The following is a 22,237-nucleotide window of genomic DNA, read 5'->3' on the forward strand; positions in this document are numbered from 1 at the left end:
ATAGAACATCTCCGAGTGGTGGTGACCGCATGCGACTCAACGGAAGCGCGCGACAGTCTTCCTGAGCATGGCGAGCGTCTCTGATGACACCGCCGCACCCCCGGCGCGGAGCGCGAGCAGGCCGGCGCCGACTGCCCCGTCGACGACCGGAAGCAGGTCGAGGGCGGCGGCGGTGCCGAGGCGCTGCACGAAGGCATCCCGCACCGGACCGGAGCGAGAGAGCACACTGCCTCCGACGACGAGTGGCCCGGGTCCGGTCAGCACTGCGACGAGCGAATCGGCGAGGTGCTCGCCCGCGCGCCGCAGGATTCTCTCGGCCACGGGATCATCGATCATGAACGCGAGCGGTGCGAGAGCGGCGAGCTCTATCGGCCGCGCCGCGTACAGCGACTCCACCAGCCGTTCGAGCGTGCGCGGGCGCCCCTCCCTCCGCGTCGCGTCCGCAGCGATGCCGAGATGTTCCAGCACTGCATCCGTCAGAGCGGTCGCAGGGCCGGCATGATCCAGGTCCCGGACGACCGCCCTCGCCACGCGGTGCCCGATCCAGAAGCCACTGCCGCGATCACCGAGCAACCAGCCCAGCCCGTCTGCGGTCGCCTCGATCGCGCCGTCGGAGATGCGGACGGCCGATGCACCGGTGCCGGCCACGATCGCGTACCCGAAGGGCTCGACCGAGCCGCTGGAGTACGTGGCCATCAAGTCGGATTCGAACGTGAGCCGGCCGGAGAACCCCTCGGCCTCCAGCCGATCGAGCAGCCATCCGCCCGCACCATCCTCGGCACGCTGCCCGGCCATCGCAGCTGTGACCACTTCGACCTCGGACAACGTACGGGCCGATGGCGCGAGCGCGAGGGCCACCGCATCCAGCACGCCGTCGGCGGCGCGGTCGGGGCCGACAGCGATGGGATTGCCGCGTCCGCCGACGCCGTACCCGACGCACTCTCCTTGAGCCGTGGTCAGCACGGCCCTGGTCGACGTGCCTCCGGCATCCACACCCAGCATCAGCATGTCGTGACCCATTTGTTACGCGTCCTAACTTGACGTGCCCCGGCCGTGAGAATAGTTTTCATCGCAACGGAAACTTTCCTGCGGTGAGTTCTGGAGGCAATGGTGCCACGCAGTATGAACACCGGCAATGGCGCGATCGTCGGCCGCATAGCCGAGCGTCGCCATGCCATGCCGGCTGCGCTGTCGAAGATCGCCGATCTCGTGATCTCGCACCCGACCACGCCGGCAGAGCTGACGATCACAGAACTCGCTGAGCGGGCGGGCAGCTCGCCTGCGAGCGTCACCCGCTTCTGCCGTTCGCTCGGCTTCGCGGGCTATACGCAGTTCCGCGTCGCGATCGCGACCGAACTCGGACATGCCTCCGCAGAGCACGCCTGGATCACGGACATCGGCGCCGAGTTCGAGCCGACGGATTCGCCGGAGAAGATCCTGCGCACGCTGCTCAATGTGCACGTGAGCGGACTCGAGACCACGCGGGAGGGCATCGACCTGGATGCTGTCGGCCTTGCCGCGCGGGCGATCACCGCAAGTCGCCACGTCGACATCTACGGCCTCGGCGGCAGCGCAGGAATCGCCCAGGAGTTCCAGCGCAGGATGCACCGCATCGGCATCAACTCGCACGCCTGGTCGGATGTGCACGACGGCCTCGCCAGCGCCGTCCTGCAGGACGAGAGCTCCGTCGCGATCGGCGTCTCCAGTACGGGGCAGACCAACGAGACCGTGCAGATGCTCGCGCAGGCCGGCGCCGCCGGCGCGCTCACCGTCGCGATCACCCACGACGACGAGAGCTGGATCGCAGACGTCGCCGATGTGTCGATAACCACCGCGGCACCCGTCGGCTACCTGCGCCCGGACGACATGTCGGTGAAGCACTCGCAGCTCTTCGTGATCGATCTGCTCTACCTGCTCATCGCACAGCAGATGTTCGATCCCGCCACGAGGCGGCTCGCCGCAACCGCGACAGCCGTGTCGGCGCACCGCCGACCACGAACGCTGAACTCGCGTTCGGCCCAGGCTCATTCGGAAGCCCAGGCTCATTCAGAAGTTCAGGAGGCAGCCAGTTGACCGCGACACCGTCCGACCTGTTCCGTGAGGCGAACGAGCGCCTCACCCGCCTCACCGCGGATGCCGAAGCCGGCGCCCTCGACCCGGCGATCGACCTCCTGGTCGCGGCTCTCGACGCCGGCGGAGTGATCCACGCCTTCGGCACCGGCCATTCCGAGGCTTTCGCGATGGAGATCTCCGGCCGGGCGGGCGGGTTGATCCCGACCAACAAGTTCGCCCTGCGCGACCTCGTGATGCACGGGGATCGTCAGGTCGACGTGCTGACCAGTGCGCTCGAGCGCGAGCCCTGGCTGGTCGACGAGCTGATGGCGACTGTTCCGGTCGGCGAGGGCGACGTCTTCATGATCGCCTCGAACTCCGGTGTCAACGGCTCGATCGTCGGCGCAGCGATGTGGGCGAAGGAGCGCGGTCACAGTGTGATCGCCGTGACGAGCATGGAGCACACCATGCGCGTCGAGCCGAAGCATCCGTCGGGCAAGCGTCTCGCCGACATCGCCGACATCGTGATCGACAATCTCGCGCCGTACGGCGACACGACACTCGAGATCCCCGGCGGCATCGGCGCCGGGGCGATCTCGTCGATCACCGCAGCGTACATCGCCCAGCTGCTCACGCTCGGGGTGGCACGCACCATCGCCGAACGCGGCGACACTCCCCCGATGTACATCTCCGCGAACATTCCCGGCGGCGATGAGCACAACTCCGTCCTCGAGGACCGCTATCGCGGCCGCATCCGTCGGGGAGCCTGATCGGCGCCTCGTCCAACTGAACCCGAACACCACAACGAAAGGTACGAAGATGGAACTCACACAAACCTCCATCAGCCGCCGCAACCTGTTGCGCGGCGCGGCAGCGACGGCGCTGCTGCTGCCATTTGGCATGTCTCTCGCATCCTGCGCAGCACCGGGCGGCGGAGGAGGCGGCGGCGGCACCAAGGGTGAAGTCACCGCTGACAACCCGTTCGGCGTCGCGGCCAACACCGAGGTCGACGCCGTCATCTTCGACGGCGGCTACGGTGTCGACTACGTCGAGAACGCCGCCAAGATCATGGCGGGCAACAAGGGCCTGGACGGCGTCACCGCCAAGGTCTCCGCCTCCACCAAGATCGCTCAGGAGCTGCAGCCCCGGTTCGTCGGAGGCAACCCGCCGGACCTCGTCGACAACTCCGGCGCGAACTCGATCGGCTGGAACACCATCCTCGATCAGCTCGAAGACCTCAGCGATGTGCTCGAGTCGGAGAACCTCGAAGGCAAGAAGATCGCCGACACGCTGTTCGACGGCGTGAAGGCGCCGGGCACCTTCGGCGACAAGTTCGCGGCGCTCAACTACGTGTTCACCACGTACGGCCTGTGGTACTCGGGCAGCCTGTTCGAAGAGAACGGCTGGGAGCCGCCGACCACCTGGCAGGATCTGAAGGCTCTCGGTGAGGCCGCGAAGGCACAGGGCAAGTACCTGTTCCTCTGGGGCAAGGAAGCGGCGACCTACTACCAGACGTTCGTCGTCGACTCCGCCGTCATCCAGTCAGGTGACGAGGTGCGCCTGCCGCTGGAGAACCTCGAAGAGGGCTGCTGGTCGCATCCGACACTGCAGTCCATCCTCACCATCCTGCACGAGCTCATCCAGGCCGGCTATGTGAAGCCGGGCGGCGGTGGAACGCAGTTCACGCAGGCCCAGTCGCAGTGGAGCCTCGACCAGGAGGCACTGCTGTACCCCTCGGGCTCGTGGATCGAGAACGAGATGAAGAAGACGACCGCGGAGAACTTCCAGATGAAGGGCGTGCGCGAGATGCCGCTCGACGACAACGCCACCACCCCGGCCGGCTACATGCGGGCCGAGGCCGGCGAGCCGTTCATCGTGCCCTCCAAGGCGAAGAACCCTGCCGGCGGCAAGGAGCTGCTGCGCACGATGCTCTCGAAGGAGGCGGCGTCGGCGTTCTCGAAGGAGAAGCTCGCTCCGACCGTCGTCAAGGACATCGTGCCCGAGGACGGATTCGGCTCGACGGCGCTCGTGTCGCAGGTGGAGATGATCGCGGCCGCCGGAACGGGCATGTTCACGATCAAGTCGTTCAACCTCTACGGCATGAACTCCGACCAGTTGCCGATCTGGAACTCGTTCCTCGACGGCAAGATGTCGGTCGCGGACATCACGAAGCAGCTGCAGGACCTCACCGACAAGATCCGCAACGACAGTTCCATCGAGAAGATCGAGATCAAATGAGCCTCAGTGCTCCCGGTCTCGACGTGGCGCTGGACACCAGCGCCGTCGTCACCGCCCGCACGGGACGCCGCAAGGCGCCCCGTGCGGGCCTTCGGCGCAGGATGTCGTTCGACTACGCGTCATTCCTGTTGGTGTTCCTCGGGCTCCCGGTCGCGATCTTCCTGATCTTCGTCATCTCGCCGTTCATCCAGGCCGTGTACTACGCGATGACGAACTGGACCGGCTTCTCGCCGAACATGGACTTCGTCGGCGTCGACAACTTCGTGAGGCTGTTCCAGGACCCGACCTTCCTGCAGGCGATGGGCAACAACATCCTGCTGGCGATCGTCGTCCCGCTGATCACCATCGTGATCGCCCTGATCTTCGCGAGCATGATCACGGTCGGCGGGCCCAGCCATGGTCAGGTGCGAGGGCTGAAGGGCTCGAGCTTCTACCGCGTGGTGTCGTTCTTCCCGTACGTCATCCCCGCGATCGTGATCGCGATCCTGTGGAACATGATCTACACGCCCAGCGGACTGTTGAACGGTCTTCTCGGCGTGTTCGGCATCGACACGAACGACTTCGCATGGCTCGGCGACGCGCGCACAGCGATGGGCGCGACGATCTTCGTGATCGTCTGGAGCATGGTCGGCTTTTACATGGTGCTGTTCATCGCCGCCATCAAGGGGATCCCAGGGGAGACCCTCGAAGCCGCGCGCATCGACGGAGCCGGCCGGTTCCGCACGGTCACGTCGATCGTCCTCCCCCAGATCCGCGACAACGTGCAGACGGCGTACATCTACCTCGGGATCCTGGCATTGGACGCCTTCGTGTACATGGCCGGCCTCAACTCCACCGGGGGCCCCGGCAACAGCACACTGGTGATGAGCCAGTACCTGTTCCGCACCGCCTTCGAGAAGGGGCAGTTCGGCATGGCGAGCGCGATGGGCGTCGTCCTCGCGGTGATCACTCTGTTGTTCGCCGCCATCGTGATCGGCATCTTCCGCCTCATCGGCGGCAAGGATGAAGGAGGACGCTCATGAGCGTGGACACGCGGGCCGCAGTCACGATCGATCCGAAGTCGGGCACTCGCCCGACTGCCACGAAGTCCACCACGAGCGACAAGGCTGTCGGCGGCGCATCCCACGTCGTCCTGGTCATCTGGTCACTCGTCGTGATCATGCCGATGCTGTGGACCCTCATCGGCTCCTTCAAGACCACGAAGGAGATCTTCGCATCGCCGTTCGGACTGCCGGCGGACTGGAACTTCGACAACTACATCAACGCCTGGGTGGGGAACAACTTCGGCGGCATGTTCATCAACACGGTCATCGTCGTGGGCGTCTCGCTCGTGCTGGTGATGGTGCTGGGGGCGATGTGCGCGTATGTGCTGGCACGCTTCTCGGTGCCGGGCAGCCGTGTGATCTACTACCTGATGCTCGCGGGCCTCACCTTCCCGGTGTTCCTCGCGATCGTCCCGCTGTTCTTCATCCTGCAGGGCATGGGACTGCTGAACACGCTGCCCGGCCTGATCATCACGTACGTCGCGTTCGCGCTGCCGTTCACGGTGTTCTTCCTGTTCTCGTTCTTCAAGTCGCTGCCGTACGAGATCCAGGAGGCCGCGTACGTCGACGGTGCGAGCGAGTGGCGAACGTTCTTCCAGGTGATGCTGCCCATGGCGAAGCCGGGAATGGCTGCCGTGGCGATCATGAACTTCCTCGGACTGTGGAACCAGTTCCTGCTGCCGATCTCGTTGAACACCGACAAGAGCAAGTACGTCCTCTCCCAGGGCATGGCGTCCTACGCCTCATCGGCGGGATACGCGCTCGACTTCGGTGAGATGTTCGCCGCCGTGATCATCACGATCGTCCCGGTGCTGATCGTGTACATCTTCTTCCAGCGACAGCTGCAGGGATCGGTGTCGCAGGGAACCTCGAAGTAGGGTCCGCGCCCTCCGGGTCGGCGCCGTTCCCACGGGGGCGGCGCCGACCGCGTGCTGGCCGTGGAGGGACTCGTGACCGGTCGCGTGATCACCGTCTGACCGGAACGGTCTCGCGCGCATCGAGCGACCGCGCGATCGCATCCATCACGCACTGCGCCTGATAGCCGTCGTCGATGCTCGGCAATGCATCCCCATGTTCACCGCGGGAGATGCGGACGAAGTCTCTGATCTGCGCACCAGCGCCGTCGAGAAATGACGTCACCGGAACGGGCCGGCGTCGGATTCCGGATGCCGTGCCGATCACGACATCCGCCTCGTTGGAGTCGACCCTGATCCATCCTTCGGCAGCGAGGACCTCGATCGTGATCCCGCCGGCCACACCGACATCCGGTGCGACGCGACTGATCGTCAACGACACCGTCGCGCCCGACTCGGCACTCAAGTACACATCCGCGTCGTCGTGATTGGTCACCTGGCGGCGTCCGCCCGAACCGGGGTCCGCTCGCTCGGAGATCGTCGTCCGCGCGAATGCGGTCACGTGCGTCACGTCACCGACCATCCAGCGCACGAGGTCGATGGCGTGCGGACCGAGGTCTGAGACGACGTCGAGCGGCTCGTCGGCGGCGTCGAAGTGCCAGTCCCACGCCCGCGCCGGCGTCGCGGCGGAGGACTGGACGTAGCGGATGCGTACGTGCTGCACCGCGCCGACGACGCCTTCGCCGATCACGCCGCGGAGTGCGCGGAACAGCGGCTGCCATCGCAGTGTGAACCCGGTGAGCGCCGGTCGGTCCACGAGCAGATCGCGGATGCGGCGCGCACTCTCCAGTTCCAACGCGAGGGGCTTCTCGCAGAGCACGGCTGCTCTGACGCCGGACACGGCACGCACAGCAGCCTCGTGGTGACGTGGAGGAGTCGCGATGATCACGCCGTCGAGATCCTCAGCCGTCAGCATCCGCTCGATCGAGTCGTAGGAACGCGGTATGCCGTGCGCGTCGGCGAAGTCGGCCGCCCGAGTGGAGTCGCGACCGCACACGGCGACGATGTCGACGTCGCTCAGTTGCCGCGCACCCGGGATGAGGTAGTTGGACGGCCACATCCCATGACCGATGATCCCGAGCCGGAAACGTGCGTCCCTGTCGTCGATCGCCGGCTGAGTCATCTGGTCAGCGTCCTTCTTTGGCCTCGGTGTGGTGGCGGATGACTTCCGCGACCACGAAGTTGAACCACTTCTCGGCGAACTCGGGGTCGAGGTGCGCCTCCTCGGCGAGCGCGCGCAGACGCGCGACCTGCTGTTCTTCGCGCTTCGGGTCGGAGGCGGGCATCTCGTGCTCCGCCTTGAGGATGCCGACCTGCTGAGTGGCGCGGAACCGCTCGGCCAGCATGTAGATGAGAGCGGCGTCGATGTTGTCGATGCTGCCGCGCAGCCGCAGCAGCTCGGCGCGGGCGTCTTCGGCGTCGGTCATGTGTCTCCTCCTGGTCGCAGGTACGACGATATCGCGACGGGGTCAGGGAGCGGCTCCCGTCGGGCCGGTTCGCACACCTTAGAGTGGGCGCATGAGCACCGACGAGCCCTCGGCAACCGATGACACGACCGCTGCCGAAGCGCCGGCGACTCGGCGGTCGGAGGTCACGACGAAGGTGAAGCCGAAGAAGCAGAAGGCCGTCAAGGCGGAGGCGCCGGCGGAACCCGAGATCACGCCGAAGCCCGTCGTCGAGCCGGTGCCATCGAATCGCTCGTTTTGGACGCGCATCGAGCGTCCGTTCGTCTTCGGTTTCCTCGTCACCCTCGGCGGGCTCGCCGCGATCCTGCTCGGGCTCGCGCTGTCGAACCTGTCGACGGTCATCATCTACATCGCACTCGCGTTGTTCGCCGCCCTCGGCCTCGACCCTGCTGTCCGTTTCCTCGAGCGTCGCGGACTGAGTCGCGGATGGGGCGTCGTGATCGTGCTCTTCGCACTCATCATCGCGCTGGGTCTGATCATCTGGGCCATCGTCCCGGTCGTCGTGGCGCAGATCACGTCGTTCGTGAAGGACGTCCCCGGCATGATCGGGGACTTCCAGAGCAGCGACCTCTACGCGACCCTGGAAGATCAGTTCGGCGACCAGTTCGAGTCGCTGGTGGGCGACGTGCAGGGCTTCCTCACCGACCCGGGCAACATCGCCGCGATCGGTGGCGGCGCCCTTCAGGTCGGCGCATCCATCGCCAACGGCGTCTCCGGTGCGGTCATCGTGCTGGTGCTCATCATCTACTTCGTCGCGACCCTCCCAGGCATCAAGACCGCGATGCTCCGTCTCGTGCCGGCGCGTGACCGCGCGAACGCCGACATCATCAGCACCCAGATCACCGACTCCGTCGGCGGCTATGTCATGGGCATGGTGACTCTGGCATTCATCAACGCGATGGTCGTTCTACTCCTCTACACGGTGCTCGGCTTGCCGTTCCCGCTGCTGCTCGCGGTCGTCGCCTTCCTCATCACGCTGATCCCTCTCGTCGGCTCGCTGCTCTTCTGGGTGATCGGCACGGGGATCGCGCTCTTCGGCGACAACATCGCCTTCGCGCTCGTGTTCGCCGTGATCTACCTCATCTACATGCAGGTGGAGTCGTACTTCCTGACGCCGCGCGTGATGAACAGGGCGATCTCGATCCCCGGCTCACTGGTCGTCATCGGCGCCCTCGTCGGTGGCACCCTGCTCGGACTGCTCGGGGCGCTCGTGGCGGTGCCGGTCACGGCATCCATCCTGATCATCATCAAGAAGATCTGGATACCGCGTCAGGACTCCAGGGTCTAGACGTCCTCGATCGACTGATCGACGATTCCGACGAACCGGCTGCCGACGCCATCGAACTCACCGCGATGGTGACCTGGCGCGGGCTTCGGAAGTTCGGTGAGCGGATGGTGGCTGCAGCTCAGATAGGTGAACTCCGGCCACCACTTCTTGGGCCTGGCCGTCTCGGTGTATCCGCACACGTCGCAGGTCAGGGTGGCCCAGACCGGGCGCGCGCCCTTCTTGCGGTTCGCCCGCGACTGGACGAGCCATGCCGGCGGATCCTGCTCGAGCGCCGCGAACTCGGCCTCGCTCACGCCGTCTCCGAGCCCGTGACGGTCGACCATCTCGAGAGGGATGTCGAGCCGTTGAGCGAGATCGCGCTTCGAGATCATGCGGATGAGTCCATTGCCATGGGCTCCATTGTCTCAGTCCCGCGCCTCGCACGCGGAAAGGGCCTCCCGGCTCGCACCGGAAGGCCCTTTTGATCCTGCGTTCACAGCGCCTGCGTGATCAGAGCAGGTCGTTGTCCGTCAGCCACTGCGTCGCGATGTCCTCCGGCGACATCTCGTCCACCGTGCTCTGCACGCCGAGCGCGACCAGGTCATCGGCGCCGAGCGCGGCGCTGACCGCGTTGATGACGTCGGCGGCCTCATCGGTCAGGTCGCTCGAGGCGATCGGCACCACGTTCGATGCCAGGATGAGGTTCTCCGGGTCTTCGAGCGCGACGATCTCCTCGGTCTCGAAAGCAGGGTCGGCGGTGTAGATGTCGGCGATCTGGATCTCGCCGGCCAGCAACGCCTCCAGCGTGGTGTCGCCGGTGGCGGAGAAGGCCAGATCGACGCCGTAGACCTCCTTGGCCCCTGCCGGTCCGTACGGACGCTGCTCGAACTCCGGTGCGCCGCCGATCGTGGGCTTCTCGCTGACGTTCGCGAGGTCGGCGATCGTGGTGAGGCTGTTCGCGTCGGCGAACTCCTTGGTGACCGTGTAGGTGTCCTGGTCGCTGGCCTCGGAGTAGTCGAGCGCCGTCAGCCCCTCGGGCAGTGCGTCCTGGAGCGCCGCGTAGACGTCCTCAGGGCTGGTCACGTCGGCCGAGTCATCGTAGAACTCCAGCAGGTTGCCGGTGTACTCGGGGAAGAGGTCGATCGCGCCGGATTCCAACTCCGGGATGTACGCGTCGCGCTGGCCGATGTTGAACTGCCGGTCGACCTCGAAGTCAGCGCTCTCGAGCGCCTGGGCGTAGATCTCCGCGATGATCTCGTTGGAGTAGTAGGCCTGCGATCCGATGACGATGGTGTCGGAGCCGGCGCTCTCGCCGCCGTCTTCGGTGGGGGTGTCCAGCGGGTTGCTGCTGGCGCAGCCGGCGAGCACGAGCGAGGCTGCGAGCCCGATGCCGCCGATGAGGGCGAGGCGTGACTTTCGTGCGGTGAACATGATGTTCCTCTCTTGGTGGGGAGTGCTGGTCAAGTGGTTCAGGCTGTGGCGGACGCTGCGCGGCGGGCAGCGCGCGGCGTCTGGGAACGGGGCGTGGCTGCGCGGATGCCGGCGGGAACAGCAGCCCGCTGGGCGAGCGCGAGCAGCATGTCGGCGAGCAGTGCGAGCACCGCGACGAGGATGGCACCGCCGAGCACCTGATCGAACCGGCGCAGGGGAATGCCCTGGATGATCGGCCAGCCGAGTCCGCCGAGGTTGACGTACGCGGCGATGGTGACCGTCGCGATCACCTGCAGGGTCGCGGCGCGCAGACCACCGACGAGCAGAGGCAGCCCCAGCGGGACTTCGACCTTCCAGAAGATCTGCCACTCGGTCATCCCTGTGGCGCGGGCGGCGTCGATCACGCGACGGTCGACGGCCTCGAGGCCGGTGTACGCGCCGGCGAGCAGAGACGGGATCGCCAGCAGCACGAACGTGATCGTCGCTGCCTCCGGCACACGCAGCACGCCGAGCAGCAGCACGAGCAGCACCATGAGACCGAACGACGGCACCGCGCGGGCCGCGCCGGAGATCGCGACGGCCACCTCGCGCCCACGGCCCGTGTGACCGATGAGCCAGCCGGCCGGGACGGCGATGACCGCCGCGATCAGCACGGAGACGACCGTGTAGAACAGATGCTGACCGAGCAGGATGGGAAGCGCGTACTGCCCCTCCAGCCGCTCGGGGGAGAACAGCCAGGCGAACGCGTCGGCGAAGAGATTCATGCGGCGGCCCTGACGACGCGTGCGGGGCGGCGGGCGGCACTGGGCGTCTTCACCGCGCGAGTCCATGGCATGAGGGCGCGCCCGGCGAGAAGAAGGATCAGGTCGATGATGAGGGCGATCACCACGACGGCGATGACACCGGCGAAGACCTCGGCGATGATGCGTCGCTGCAAGCCGTTCGTGAACAGGTAGCCGAGGTTCTCCACTCCGACGAGGATTCCCACAGTGGCCAGCGAGATCGTGCTCACGGCCGTCACCCGGAGACCTGCGAGGATCACGGGCGCCGCGAGAGGGAAGTCCACCGTCCAGAATCTGCGGAGTCCGCCGTAGCCGACCGCTGTCGCGGATTGCCGGACCGCCGGATCCACCGAATCGAGACCGTCGGCGACGGCGCGGACGAGGATCGCGATCGCATAGATCGTGAGTCCGATCATCAGGTTCGCCGGGCTGCGCGTCGACAGGCCGAGCACCGCGGGAAGCAGGATCAGCAGGGCGAGCGACGGGATCGTGTAGAGCAGACCGGTGAGGATGATCACCGGACCCCTCACCAATCGGTACCGCCATGCCACCCACCCGAGCGGAAGAGACAGGAAGAAGCCGAGCACGATCGGTATCGCGCTCTGCCAGAGATGCGCGAGCGTCAGTTCGAGGATGAGGCCGATGTTGTCGGCGATCCAGTTCACGAGGTGCCGGCCCCCTCGGCGCGTGCATCGGACGTCGCGCTCGACGGAGCCCCGTCGTCGATGAGCGCACCCTGCGTGCGGCCCTCTGAATCGACGACGACCCGGCCGCGCGGGGTCTGCTTGATGCGGAGGGCTCTCCTGCCGCGCTCTGCGCCGATGAACGCCGCGACGAAGTCATCGGCGGGGTTCTCGATGATCTCACTCGGGCTGCCGACCTGCACGATGCGGGCGCCCTTGTCGAGGATCACCACCTGGTCGCCGAGAAGGAACGCCTCATCGATGTCATGCGTGACGAAGACGACGGTCTTGTCGAGCTCGACCTGCAGGCGGATGAGCTCCTGCTGCAGATCGGCCCGCACGATCGGATCGACGGCACCGAACGGCTCGTCCATGAGCAGGATGTTCGGGTCGGCCGCGAGGCCGCGTGCCACTCCGACTCTCTGCTGCTGACCACCGGAGAGCTGGCTCGGATACCGATCCGCGAGCGCACGGTCGAGTCCGACGGTGTCGAGAAGCGTACGGGCGCGCTCGTGCGCTTCCTTCTTCGAGGTGCCCGTCAGACGCAGCACCGTCGAGACGTTGTCGATCACCGTGAAGTGCGGCATGAGGCCGGAGTTCTGCATGACGTAGCCGATGCTGCGCCGCAACGTCACCGGGTTCTTGTCGAGCACGCTCTCGCCGTCGATCTCGACGTCGCCGCTGCTCGGTTCGACCATGCGGTTGATCATGCGCAGCAGCGTCGTCTTGCCGCATCCGGATGATCCGACGAACACCGTCGTCTTTCGCGACGGCAGCACGAGACTGAAGTCCTCGACGGCGAGTGCGCCGCCGGGGAATCGCTTCGAGACAGAACGGAACTCGATCATGCGTGCCCTGCTTCCGTTGCCCGGACTATGATCCGACCTCTGTGTCGCGCCCGATCTCGATGCGCCCGGAGAGGCGCGTGCCGAGACGCTCGGTGATCACGGTTCCTGCGAGTACAGCCTTCATGGTCATGTCTCCTCAGATTCGGTTTCGAGCGTATGGGAAGGCTCGGACATATTGCGCACATTCTTCGGCTGTTCGGAGCGGAGGGCCGGATGGATGGAATGCTGCCGGGATGGACCTCAGGCGGAATCGCGTCCGTACTGCTCGAGCAGCCGCAGCCAGACCTCGCTGACCGTCGGGTAGGCGGGAACCGCGTGCCACAGCCGCGAGATCGGCACTTCGCCGACGATCGCGACGGTCGCCGCCTGCAGCAGATCAGCGACATCCGGACCTGCGAACGTGACGCCGAGGATGACGTCACGATCGACGTCGACGACCATGCGCGCCTGCCCGCTGTAACCGTCCTCGCGGAGGCTGGATCCGGCGATGGCTCCGAGATCCTGATCGATCACACGGGTCTGATATCCGGCATCCTTCGCGGCCTGCTCGGTGAGCCCGACCGACGCGATCTCCGGCTCTCCGAACACGACCTGCGGCACCGCGGCGTGGTCTGCCGTGGCGACATGGCGCCCCCACGCGGCATCGTCGACGTCGTCGCCGTTCGCGCGCGCGGCGATCACGTCGCCTGCGGCCCTGGCCTGGTACTTGCCCTGGTGAGTGAGCAGCACCCGACCGCTGATGTCGCCGACGGCATACAGCCAGTCGCTGCCGGGGACGCGGAGCGTGTCATCCGTCTCGATGTACTTCCCCGGCTCGAGATCGACGGCCTCGAGCCCGATGTCGCGGCTGCGCGGGGTGCGTCCTGTCGCGGCGAGCACTTCCTCGGCGACGATGTCCGTGCCGTCGTCGAGCGTCACCGTCACCCCGGACGCGTCGCGCGTGACGCGAGTGGTGCCGGTGTTCGTGCGGATGTCGACGCCGAGCTCTCGGAGCCCCTTCTCGACGAGCTCGCCGGCGAAGGGTTCCATGTTGCCGAGCAGGCCGCTGCGCGCGATCAGGGTGACTTCGGCGCCGAGGCCCGCATAGGCGGTGGCCATCTCGACAGCGACGACACCGCCGCCGATGATGGCGAGGGATGCCGGGATCTCCTGCGCGCTCGTCGCCTCGCGGCTCGTCCAGGGCGCAGCATCCGCGAGTCCGTCCACCGGGGCGATCGCAGCATCCGTTCCGGTGCTGATCGCCACAGCGTGACGGGCCTTCAACACCTTCGTGGTGCCGTCGTCGGACGTCACGGTGACTTCACGCGGGCCGGTGATGCGGCCGTGCCCGCGGGCCAGGGCGATGCCGGCCGACTGCAACCAGCCGACTTGACCGTCATCCGACCAGTCGCTGGTGAACGAGTTGCGGCGGGCGAGAACGGCTCGAACGTCGAGGGCTCCGGTGACGGCTTCGGCGGCGCCGGCCACGTGTTGTGCCGCGCGCAGCGCCTGCGCTGACCGCAGCAGTGCCTTGGATGGCATGCACGCCCAGTACGAGCATTCGCCGCCCACGAGTTCGCTCTCGACGATGATCGCGGTGAGTCCACCCTGCACCGCCCGATCCGCGACGTTCTCGCCGACGGGGCCGCCGCCGAGGACTATCAGGTCGTATTCATCCGTTGGCATGTCGTCGCCTTCCGTCGGAACCGGTACGGCACCAGTCTCTCGGAAGTTCAACGCGATGTCATCGGGGTTGTTCCCGCCCGGGGTACACCTGTAGGGAGAAAGTACGGATGCAGGTTCGAACACCGGCGTTTCGCCCTGCATCTGCGCATCGACCCTGCAGGTGTGCGCTCCGCGGCCACGTCACGGAACCAGTACGACCTCGCCTCGCTGGCCGCCGAACTCGCGTCGGACGACCGCCCTCATGCTGCGGTCTCCTCGTGTGCCCGCACATCGACGACCCTCGAGGCGAGGATCGTGGCGACCACGGCGATCACCACGGTCAGCGCGAACACGGCGATGAACGGATCCGTGGTGGTCGCCAGCGCGGCGAACAGCGTTCCGGTGATGGCGAGCACCATCGCGCTGCCGAATGAATCGGCGACCGTCATGGCGGCGCTGTTGAATCCCTGATTCGCCGGCGTCGAGAGCGACAGTGTCAGCACGCTGCTTCTGGGGCTCATGAGGCCCATCCCCGCTCCTGCGACGATCCACGCCGCAGCGATGACGAGCGCATTCCAGCCGAAAGCCGCGATGGTCAGCACGAGTGCGATGCCGATCAGCACCAGCGCTGTTCCGATCCGCAGCGCGATCACGTTCGACAGCCGCGCGCCCATCCGACCCTGCACCGTCGACGCTGTCGACCATGCCAGCGCGCCACCCGTCAATGCGAGCCCGGCGAGGGTCGGCGTGAGCAGGTAGCGGTCGGTCAGTAAGTACGGCACGTACACGTTCGCGCTGAAGAAGGCGCCGGACATGAGCCCGCGCACAAGGATCACCGATGGAAGGCCGCGGCGTGCCATCAGTGTTCCCCGAGGCACCAGCGGCCGCACCGCGATCAGCGCGATCACGACCGCGGCCACCGCTAGCACCGGACCGATACCGGGAATGTCGCCGACGAGATTGAGCGCGAGGACGGCGAGCGCTGCAAGAACCGACCAACCGAGCCGTCCGAGAGCCCACGGCGCCGATGCGTCGCCGCCACCTGACAGGCCTCGAAGCGCCGGAACCACCATGAGCAGAGCGGCGAGAGCGAGCACGACGACACCCAGGAACACCCAGTGCCAGCTCCACAGATCCGTCACGACGGCGGCTATCGTCGGTCCGATCAGCGACGGCACGACCCACGCCGCGGCGAACGCGGCGAAGATCGCCGGATGCTTGTCCTGTGGATACACCCGGGCCACGACGACGTACAGAGCGACCATCATCGCCCCGCTGCCCAGCCCCTGCACGAAGCGCCCTGCGACGAGGATCTCCATGCTCGGCGCGAGCCCGGCGATGAGCAGGCCGGCGACGAACGCGACGACAGACGTGTACAGAGGAGCCGTCGGTCCGCGGCGGTCTGCCCAGTTCCCCGCGGCGACCATGCCGATGACTCCGGTGGCCAATGGACCGGCGAAGGCGAGCGCGTACAGCCGCTCGCCGCCGAGGTCATCGCTCACCACCGGCATCACCGTCGTGACCGCCAACGACTCGAACGCCCCGAGGAACACGAGTGCGCACGCACCGATCGTGATCCAGAGGAACGTGCCGCTCATGATGCCCGGTGCGGTGGACGGGGCGGTCCGCACCTCTCCTGTTTCCGTTGTCATTCCCCTGACGTTAGAACCTCAACTATGGTTTAGGTCAAGCGGACGGTGTCACGAGGAGATGAACATGCCGCAATCGGATGGCGACAAGTACCGCAAACTCACGATCGGCGAGCTCTCCGGACGCAGCGGAGGCTGAAGACGGGGGAGCCCACGGCCGAGTGAGCGGGTTCGCGGCGGATCAGGCCAGCAGGATGCTGGTCGGCGTGGGCACCGATGCCCGATGACGGATGCTGCGGGGCGCGCCCGTGCGGTCGTCGAGGTCGAGCACGCTGATCTCGTTCGAGCGCTGCCCGGCGACGAGCAGTGCGCCGTCATGGACGAGGTGGTGACGCGGCCAGTCCACCCCGGACTCGGCGAGCGCGAGAGGCTCGACGCTCTCACCGGCGCCCCGCACCCGAAGGGCGGCGATCGTGTTGCTGCCCCGCAGCGCCGTGTACAGGGTCGCACCGTCACGGGACCGGGCGAGCTCGGCAGGGAAGTCGGTGCCGACCTCGGCCGCGGGCGTGGCCAAGGTCGCGGCAGCGAGCGCCCATCGGCCGTCCGGCTGCACGGCGAGGGTGAAGATCTCGCAGGAGTACTCGGTCACCACGTGCAGGTGTCCGCTCGGGTGCACGACCATGTGCCGCGGCCCTGTGCCGTGCGGCAGCACGATCTCATGGTCCAGCGTCAGGCCACCGGCCAAGGGGCGCCAGATGCGCACGAGATCGAAACCGAGGTCGGTCGTCGCGATGCGGCCGTCCGGCAGGAACGCCGCGGCGTGCGCGTGCGACGAGCGGGCGGGATGTTCCTCCGCTTCGACAGCCGGGTCCGGCTCTGGCGCAGGTGCTGTGTTGAACCCGAGCACGTCGTCGAAGAGCAGCAGGCCAGACCGAGGCGGCTCCACGACTTCGGCGGCTGGCTGCTCGAACGTCATGGATCCGCTGCGCACCATCGCCGCCGCGATCTCCTGCGCCGAAGGTTGTGCAGGGTCGTCCTCCACAGCATCCCGCGCGGCATCCGGGTCATAAGGATCGCGCGCACGGGCCGCGATCGTCGGCTTCATGAGCGAACCGTCTGCGGCGAGGCCGACGCGCACGACGCGGCCGTCGCCATAGCAGCTGGCGATCAGGTACGAACCGCTCGCAGCGACGGCGAGATGGCATACGGAGTCGCCGACAGCGATCGAACGCCCCAGAGCCGCGAGGGTCGACTGACCGGTGCGGACGAACGCCTGCACTGCACCGTCACCCTCGAGCGCTGCGTAGACGACATCGAGCGACGGATGCCGCGCGAGCCAGGACGGCGACGCGGTCTGCGTGACAGCGCCGCGGTAGGCGAGCGTGTCCGGCTCACGTCCCTCATCACCTTCGAACAGGCCGATACCGGTGGCATCCCCGTCCATATCGGCGCCGTATCCGCCGACCCAGAACTGCGTCATGCGCGTCTCCTCATGTGTGGCATCCCGAGTCTTGCAGCCTGGATCCTCGGTCTCGCAACCCGCGAGGTGTCATTCGTTGCCGCATCCGCCCGGATTTAGCGGCAATCTGCGACACCTCAACCGCGCAGTCGTTCCGAGAGGTGTCGCACTTTGCCGCATCCGCACGGGTTTAGCGACCATCCGCGACACCTCATGGCCCCGCCCCGCCCGGGCGAACCCGACCCCGGAGCGCACTGGCCGGCCGCCGGGCGCGTCTCAGTCGAGCAGGTCGTGGCGCACGATCACCTGATCGCGAGCCGGCCCGACACCGATCACCGAGATACGGGTCTTGCTCATGTTCTCGAGCGCGAGCACGTACTCCTGCGCGGTCTGGGGCAGGTCCTCGAAGCTGCGCGCCGTGGAGATGTCCTCGCTCCAGCCGGTGAAGTACTCGTAGATCGGCTTCGCATGGTGGAAGTCGGTCTGGTTCACCGGCACGTCGTCGAACCGTTCGCCGTCGACGTCGTAGGCGACGCAGACCGGGATCTGCTCGAGGCCCGTGAGGATGTCGAGCTTGGTGAGCACGAGGTCCGTGATGCCGTTGATGCGGGTCGCGTACCGCGTGATCGGCGCGTCGTACCAGCCGACCCGGCGCGGACGTCCGGTGGTGGTGCCGAACTCGAAGCCGGCCGAGCGCAGCCAGTCGCCGTGCTCATCGAACAGCTCGGTCGGGAACGGACCGGAGCCGACGCGCGTCGTGTAGGCCTTCACGATGCCGACGATGCGGTCGAGCCGGCCCGGTCCGATGCCGGAACCGGATGCTGCGCCCGCCGCGGTCGCTGTCGAAGAGGTCACGAACGGGTATGTGCCGTGGTCGATGTCGAGCATCGTGGCCTGGCCGCCCTCGAACACCACGACCTCGCCGTTCTCCAGCGCTTCGTCGATGAGGTGTCCGGTGTCTGCGACCATCGGGCGCAGCCGCTCGGCGTAGGAGAGCAGATCCTCGACGATCTCGTCGACCGTCACCGCGCGACGGTTGAAGACCTTCACCAGCAGGTGGTTCTTCTGATCGAGCGCCCCCTCGACCTTCTGACGCAGGATGTTCTCGTCGAAGAGGTCTTGCACACGGATGCCGACGCGGTTGATCTTGTCGGCGTACGCCGGGCCGATGCCGCGACCTGTGGTTCCGATGTTGCGCTTTCCGAGGAAGCGTTCGGTGACCTTGTCGAGCGTGCGGTGGAACTGCGTGATGAGGTGCGCGTTCGCGCTCACCTTGAGCTTGGAGACATCGATGCCGCGCGCCGAGAGCGCAGTGAGCTCATCGAAGAGCACTTCGGGGTCGATGACGACGCCGTTGCCGATCACCGGCGTGACGCCGGGCGAGAGGATGCCGGAGGGCAGAAGGTGCAGGGCGTACTTCTCATTGCCGACCACGACGGTGTGTCCGGCGTTGTTGCCGCCGTTGAACTTCACCACCCAGTCGGTGCGGTCGCCGAGCAGGTCTGTCGCCTTGCCCTTGCCTTCGTCGCCCCACTGGACTCCGACGATCACGATTCCTGGCATGGGTAACCCCCTGGGTCTTCTGCCTCGTAGCTGCGCCCGAACGGGCCTCTTCATCCTACCGAAGGGGTGTGCGGATGCCGTCGGCCCCCGCCCCGCGGCGAACGACGGCGACAAGGCTGGCGGAAAAAGCACGGCAGTTGACTCTCCGCCTGATCGACGGTGTGGGCGGCCACTGCGAGGATCGGAGCATGCCAGAAGCACCGATCCGCCCTACGCCGCACGTGACGAACACCACTGCGCCGAATTCGCGCGGGTCGCTCACCCTGATCGCTGCTGTTGTCACCGTCGTGCTGTGGGCCTCGGCTTTCATCGGCATCCGCGGCGCCGGTCCCCACTTCGACCCGGGCTCCCTGGCACTGCTGCGGATGGCCGTCGGCACCGTCGCCCTGGCGATCATCGCGCTCAGGCACGGCATCCGACTCCCCGAGCGCCGACACTGGCTGCTGGTGATCGTGTGGGGCGTCGGCTGGTTCTGCATCTACAACCTGGCGCTGAACAGCGCCGAGCTCACGCTCGACGCCGGCACTGCGGCGATGGTCGTGAATCTCGCTCCGCTCATGGTGGTCGTCTTCAGCGGCCTGTTCCTCCGCGAAGGCTTCCCCAAGCCGCTGCTGATCGGGGCGCCGATCGCCTTCCTCGGCGTGGTGCTGATCGGAATGAACTCGACGACGAGCGCTGGGCTCGACATCACCGGTCTGCTGCTCGCCCTGCTCGCTGCCGTGATGTACGCGGGCTGCACGCTGGTGCAGAAGCACCTGCTCACCTCCGGAGTCGACGCGACGACGCTGACCTGGCTCGGAGCGATCGCAGGCACCGTCGCGCTGCTGCCGTGGGCGGGTCGCCTGGTCGCCGACCTGCAGACCGCCCCCTTGGATGCGACCCTGTGGGTCGTGTACCTGGGCATCTTCCCGACTGCGATCGCCTTCACCACCTGGGCGTACGTGCTGCAGCGCAGCACCGCGGGTCAGACGTCGGCGACGACATATGTCGTACCGGCGATCGCGATCCTGATGTCGTGGATGATCCTCGGCGAGGTGCCGACGCTGATGATGTTCATCGGCGGAGCGCTCTGCCTGCTCGGCGTTCTCGTCACGCGGATGCGGCGACGCCGCACGACGTGAGCGTGGCGGTCGTCACCTAGCACGAGCGCAGTATCTGCACGCGCCGGGCTCGTCACGCGCCCTGACGCGGTCGCTACAGTGAGCGCGGAGGAAACATGACTATCTGGTGGCCGTACGCACGTCTTGCCGCAGCGCTGCTCGGGTTCGCGGCGATCGCCGCCCAATTGACGCGCACGATTCAGAACGCCATCGAGGCCGAGACCGCATGGGGCGGCCATCTGCCGACGGTGTCCGCGAACTTCCTCAGTTTCTTCACCATCGAGTCGAACCTGCTCGCTGCCATCGTCTTGGCGATCGGTGCGATCCTGGCGTGGACGACCAGGCGCAGAACAGAACGCGAACCGGGCTGGTTCGCCGTGCTCCTCGTCTGTGTGAGCACGTACATGATCGTCACCGGCATCGTCTACAACCTGCTGCTTCGAAACGTCGAGCTTCCACAGGGCGTCACCGTCGTCTGGGCGAACGAGGTGCTGCACGTCGTCATCCCGCTGTTCCTGCTGGCCGATGTGCTGTTCGCCCCTGGTCGGCGGGCGCTGCCGTGGAGCACGGTCCTGGTCGCCGCGATCTACCCGATCGTGTGGGCCGTCTACACCTTGATCCGCGCGAACATGATCATCGCGCCGGCGACAGGCGAGTCCTGGTGGTACCCGTATCCCTTCCTCGACCCTCACAAGGTTCCAGGGGAGTACCTCGGCGTCACCGGCTACATCGTCGGCATCGCCGCAGCGATCATCGGCGTCGCCGCATTCGTCGTATGGGTCGGCCGCCGTCGCGGCATCGGCTCCGCAGTCCCCGACATCCAGGCCAGGGGCGACTCGATCTGATCGCCCGCCCCGCAAGCCCGAGCGGTTTCCGAACCCGAGCAGTTCCAGGGCCGCGCCACCGCAGCGAATGGGGAATTCTCCCCACCTGATCGTGATGTCCGGGTCAGATGCTGCGATTACGCTGGCCTTCGGGGGAGATCGGAGCACCGTCTCTCCCGCGCATGCGAGGAGACAGTGATGACCGAGTCGAACACCGCTTCCGGGGCAGCCTCCCCGCCACCGCCACCACGACCCCCAGCGCCTGCCGCCGCCCCCGCGCCGGCGGCGAGTGCGTGGAACGACAGCGACGCGACTCCGAGCGATGCGGAGATGACGCGCGCCGCGAACGTGCTGAAGGTCGTCTCCGACGCGTACTCCGCGAAGATGGTCGGCCAGGAACGGCTGCGCACGAGCCTGCTGGTCTCGCTCATCGCGGGCGGCCACATCCTGCTCGAATCTGTTCCGGGTCTCGCGAAGACGACGGCAGCCAGCACGCTGGCCGACACCGTGAAGGCCAGCTTCAAGCGCATCCAGTGCACACCAGACCTGCTGCCCAGCGACATCACCGGCAACCAGATCTACGACGCCGCCACTGGATCGTTCCGCACGGTTCTGGGCCCGGTGCACGCGAACTTCGTGCTGCTCGACGAGATCAACCGCTCCAGCGCGAAGACGCAGTCCGCGATGCTCGAGGCGATGCAGGAGCACCAGACCACGATCGGCGGCGAGGTGCACCACCTGCCGAAGCCGTTCCTCGTGATCGCGACGCAGAACCCGATCGAGCAGGAAGGCACCTACGAGCTGCCGGAGGCGCAGATGGACCGCTTCCTGCTCAAGGAGATCGTCGAATACCCGAGCCCCGCCGACGAGTTCGAGATCCTCCGGCGCATCGACTCGGGCGTGCTCGACCCCGATCGCCACGTCGCCAGCGCCGTCACCCTTGACGACGTGCAGTTGCTGCAGGATGTCGCGAGCCGCATCTACGTCGACGCCGCGATCCGCAACTACATCGTCTCGATCGCCTACGTGACGCGTAACCCCGGCCCCTACATCGGCGAGGACCGTGCGCGCTACATCAAGTACGGAGCGAGCCCCCGCGCCAGCATCGCCTTCCTGCAGGCATCCCGCGCACTGGCATTGCTCAACGGCCGCTCGCATGTGCTCCCCGAAGACATCCGCACGCTGCGTCACGTCATCCTCCGTCACCGCGTGCTGCTCACGTTCGAGGCAGATGCTGAGGGCATCCGCAGCGAGGAGATCATCGACCAGATCTTCGCAGCAGTGCCGACGCCGTAGTCGCCCTTCGACAAGCTCAGGGAGCGACAGCCCAGCAC

General features: G+C 66.8%; 21 protein-coding genes. 9 read left to right on the top strand and 12 right to left on the bottom strand.

Annotation, left to right across the window (positions count from 1 at the left end; all coding sequences use genetic code 11):
- Positions 1-36 precede the first annotated feature (36 nt).
- Positions 37-1,020, bottom strand: a complete 984-nt coding sequence (locus tag ACP7AR_RS12775; RefSeq protein WP_426186282.1) for an N-acetylglucosamine kinase — start codon at positions 1,018-1,020, stop codon at positions 37-39.
- Positions 1,021-1,122: 102 nt separating this feature from the next.
- On the opposite strand from ACP7AR_RS12775, the gene ACP7AR_RS12780 reads away from it, so the two are divergent.
- From ACP7AR_RS12780 to ACP7AR_RS12800, 5 genes are read left to right on the top strand one after another with little or no spacing between them, the layout of a single operon-like run.
- Positions 1,123-2,073 (top strand): MurR/RpiR family transcriptional regulator, encoded by a 951-nt coding sequence (locus ACP7AR_RS12780; RefSeq protein WP_426186285.1) that lies wholly within the window; start codon positions 1,123-1,125, stop codon positions 2,071-2,073.
- Positions 2,070-2,822 (top strand): sugar isomerase domain-containing protein, encoded by a 753-nt coding sequence (locus tag ACP7AR_RS12785; RefSeq protein ID WP_426186287.1) that lies wholly within the window; start codon positions 2,070-2,072, stop codon positions 2,820-2,822. The genes ACP7AR_RS12780 and ACP7AR_RS12785 overlap by 4 nt, the downstream gene beginning before the upstream one ends.
- Before the next feature lie 49 nt (positions 2,823-2,871).
- Entirely contained in the window at positions 2,872-4,290 is a 1,419-nt protein-coding gene (ngcE, locus tag ACP7AR_RS12790) for an N-acetylglucosamine/diacetylchitobiose ABC transporter substrate-binding protein (RefSeq protein WP_426186290.1), read from the top strand.
- A complete protein-coding gene (locus ACP7AR_RS12795) occupies positions 4,287-5,312 on the top strand; it encodes a carbohydrate ABC transporter permease (protein ID WP_426186293.1) in 1,026 nt (341 codons plus the stop codon). Before ngcE ends, ACP7AR_RS12795 begins: the two co-directional genes overlap by 4 nt.
- The gene (locus ACP7AR_RS12800) at positions 5,309-6,211 is read left to right on the top strand and encodes a carbohydrate ABC transporter permease (protein ID WP_426186296.1); all 903 of its coding nucleotides are present in this window, start codon (positions 5,309-5,311) and stop codon (positions 6,209-6,211) included. The genes ACP7AR_RS12795 and ACP7AR_RS12800 overlap by 4 nt, the downstream gene beginning before the upstream one ends.
- Before the next feature lie 88 nt (positions 6,212-6,299).
- Here ACP7AR_RS12800 and ACP7AR_RS12805 read toward each other — a convergent pair whose 3' ends face one another.
- Both ACP7AR_RS12805 and ACP7AR_RS12810 read right to left on the bottom strand, forming a co-directional pair.
- On the bottom strand, positions 6,300-7,370 hold the full coding sequence (locus tag ACP7AR_RS12805; RefSeq protein WP_426186299.1) for a Gfo/Idh/MocA family protein: 1,071 nt from the start codon (positions 7,368-7,370) through the stop codon (positions 6,300-6,302).
- A 4-nt stretch (positions 7,371-7,374) separates the two neighbouring features.
- Positions 7,375-7,674 (bottom strand): chorismate mutase, encoded by a 300-nt coding sequence (locus tag ACP7AR_RS12810; protein WP_426186302.1) that lies wholly within the window; start codon positions 7,672-7,674, stop codon positions 7,375-7,377.
- 91 nt (positions 7,675-7,765) lie between these two features.
- Here ACP7AR_RS12810 and ACP7AR_RS12815 point away from each other — a divergent pair, with 91 nt between their 5' ends.
- A complete protein-coding gene (locus ACP7AR_RS12815; RefSeq protein WP_426186305.1) occupies positions 7,766-9,001 on the top strand; it encodes an AI-2E family transporter in 1,236 nt (411 codons plus the stop codon).
- On the opposite strand, the gene ACP7AR_RS12820 is transcribed toward ACP7AR_RS12815, so the two are convergent.
- The 9 genes from ACP7AR_RS12820 to ACP7AR_RS12860 all read right to left on the bottom strand — a co-directional run bounded on the left by ACP7AR_RS12820 (position 8,998) and on the right by ACP7AR_RS12860 (position 18,979).
- The gene (locus ACP7AR_RS12820) at positions 8,998-9,372 is read right to left on the bottom strand and encodes a hypothetical protein (protein WP_426186308.1); all 375 of its coding nucleotides are present in this window, start codon (positions 9,370-9,372) and stop codon (positions 8,998-9,000) included. The genes ACP7AR_RS12815 and ACP7AR_RS12820 overlap by 4 nt on opposite strands.
- Before the next feature lie 118 nt (positions 9,373-9,490).
- On the bottom strand, positions 9,491-10,411 hold the full coding sequence (locus ACP7AR_RS12825) for an ABC transporter substrate-binding protein (protein WP_426186311.1): 921 nt from the start codon (positions 10,409-10,411) through the stop codon (positions 9,491-9,493).
- A gap of 38 nt (positions 10,412-10,449) precedes the next feature.
- Positions 10,450-11,175, bottom strand: coding sequence for an ABC transporter permease (locus ACP7AR_RS12830; protein WP_426186314.1), 726 nt, complete (start codon positions 11,173-11,175; stop codon positions 10,450-10,452).
- Complete coding sequence (locus ACP7AR_RS12835; RefSeq protein ID WP_426186317.1) at positions 11,172-11,858, bottom strand: ABC transporter permease; 687 nt, start codon at positions 11,856-11,858, stop codon at positions 11,172-11,174. The genes ACP7AR_RS12830 and ACP7AR_RS12835 overlap by 4 nt, the downstream gene beginning before the upstream one ends.
- A complete protein-coding gene (locus tag ACP7AR_RS12840) occupies positions 11,855-12,724 on the bottom strand; it encodes an ABC transporter ATP-binding protein (RefSeq protein ID WP_426186320.1) in 870 nt (289 codons plus the stop codon). Before ACP7AR_RS12840 ends, ACP7AR_RS12835 begins: the two co-directional genes overlap by 4 nt.
- A gap of 240 nt (positions 12,725-12,964) precedes the next feature.
- Positions 12,965-14,389 (bottom strand): dihydrolipoyl dehydrogenase family protein, encoded by a 1,425-nt coding sequence (locus ACP7AR_RS12845; RefSeq protein ID WP_426186323.1) that lies wholly within the window; start codon positions 14,387-14,389, stop codon positions 12,965-12,967.
- 239 nt (positions 14,390-14,628) lie between these two features.
- A complete protein-coding gene (locus ACP7AR_RS12850) occupies positions 14,629-16,020 on the bottom strand; it encodes an MFS transporter (protein WP_426186326.1) in 1,392 nt (463 codons plus the stop codon).
- Between the two features lie 178 nt (positions 16,021-16,198).
- The gene (locus ACP7AR_RS12855; RefSeq protein WP_426186329.1) at positions 16,199-17,437 is read right to left on the bottom strand and encodes a lactonase family protein; all 1,239 of its coding nucleotides are present in this window, start codon (positions 17,435-17,437) and stop codon (positions 16,199-16,201) included.
- Between the two features lie 255 nt (positions 17,438-17,692).
- The gene (locus ACP7AR_RS12860) at positions 17,693-18,979 is read right to left on the bottom strand and encodes an adenylosuccinate synthase (RefSeq protein WP_426186332.1); all 1,287 of its coding nucleotides are present in this window, start codon (positions 18,977-18,979) and stop codon (positions 17,693-17,695) included.
- A 188-nt stretch (positions 18,980-19,167) separates the two neighbouring features.
- Here ACP7AR_RS12860 and ACP7AR_RS12865 point away from each other — a divergent pair, with 188 nt between their 5' ends.
- From ACP7AR_RS12865 to ACP7AR_RS12875, 3 genes are all read left to right on the top strand, one after another.
- Positions 19,168-20,100 (top strand): DMT family transporter, encoded by a 933-nt coding sequence (locus tag ACP7AR_RS12865; protein ID WP_426186335.1) that lies wholly within the window; start codon positions 19,168-19,170, stop codon positions 20,098-20,100.
- Positions 20,101-20,195: 95 nt separating this feature from the next.
- Positions 20,196-20,924: a Pr6Pr family membrane protein gene (locus tag ACP7AR_RS12870; protein WP_426186338.1), complete on the top strand. Its 729-nt coding sequence runs from the start codon at positions 20,196-20,198 to the stop codon at positions 20,922-20,924.
- A gap of 177 nt (positions 20,925-21,101) precedes the next feature.
- Positions 21,102-22,199: an AAA family ATPase gene (locus tag ACP7AR_RS12875; protein WP_426186340.1), complete on the top strand. Its 1,098-nt coding sequence runs from the start codon at positions 21,102-21,104 to the stop codon at positions 22,197-22,199.
- Positions 22,200-22,237 lie beyond the last annotated feature (38 nt).

The organism is Microbacterium sp. TWP3-1-2b2, assembly GCF_049896145.1.
Classification (GTDB): domain Bacteria; phylum Actinomycetota; class Actinomycetes; order Actinomycetales; family Microbacteriaceae; genus Microbacterium.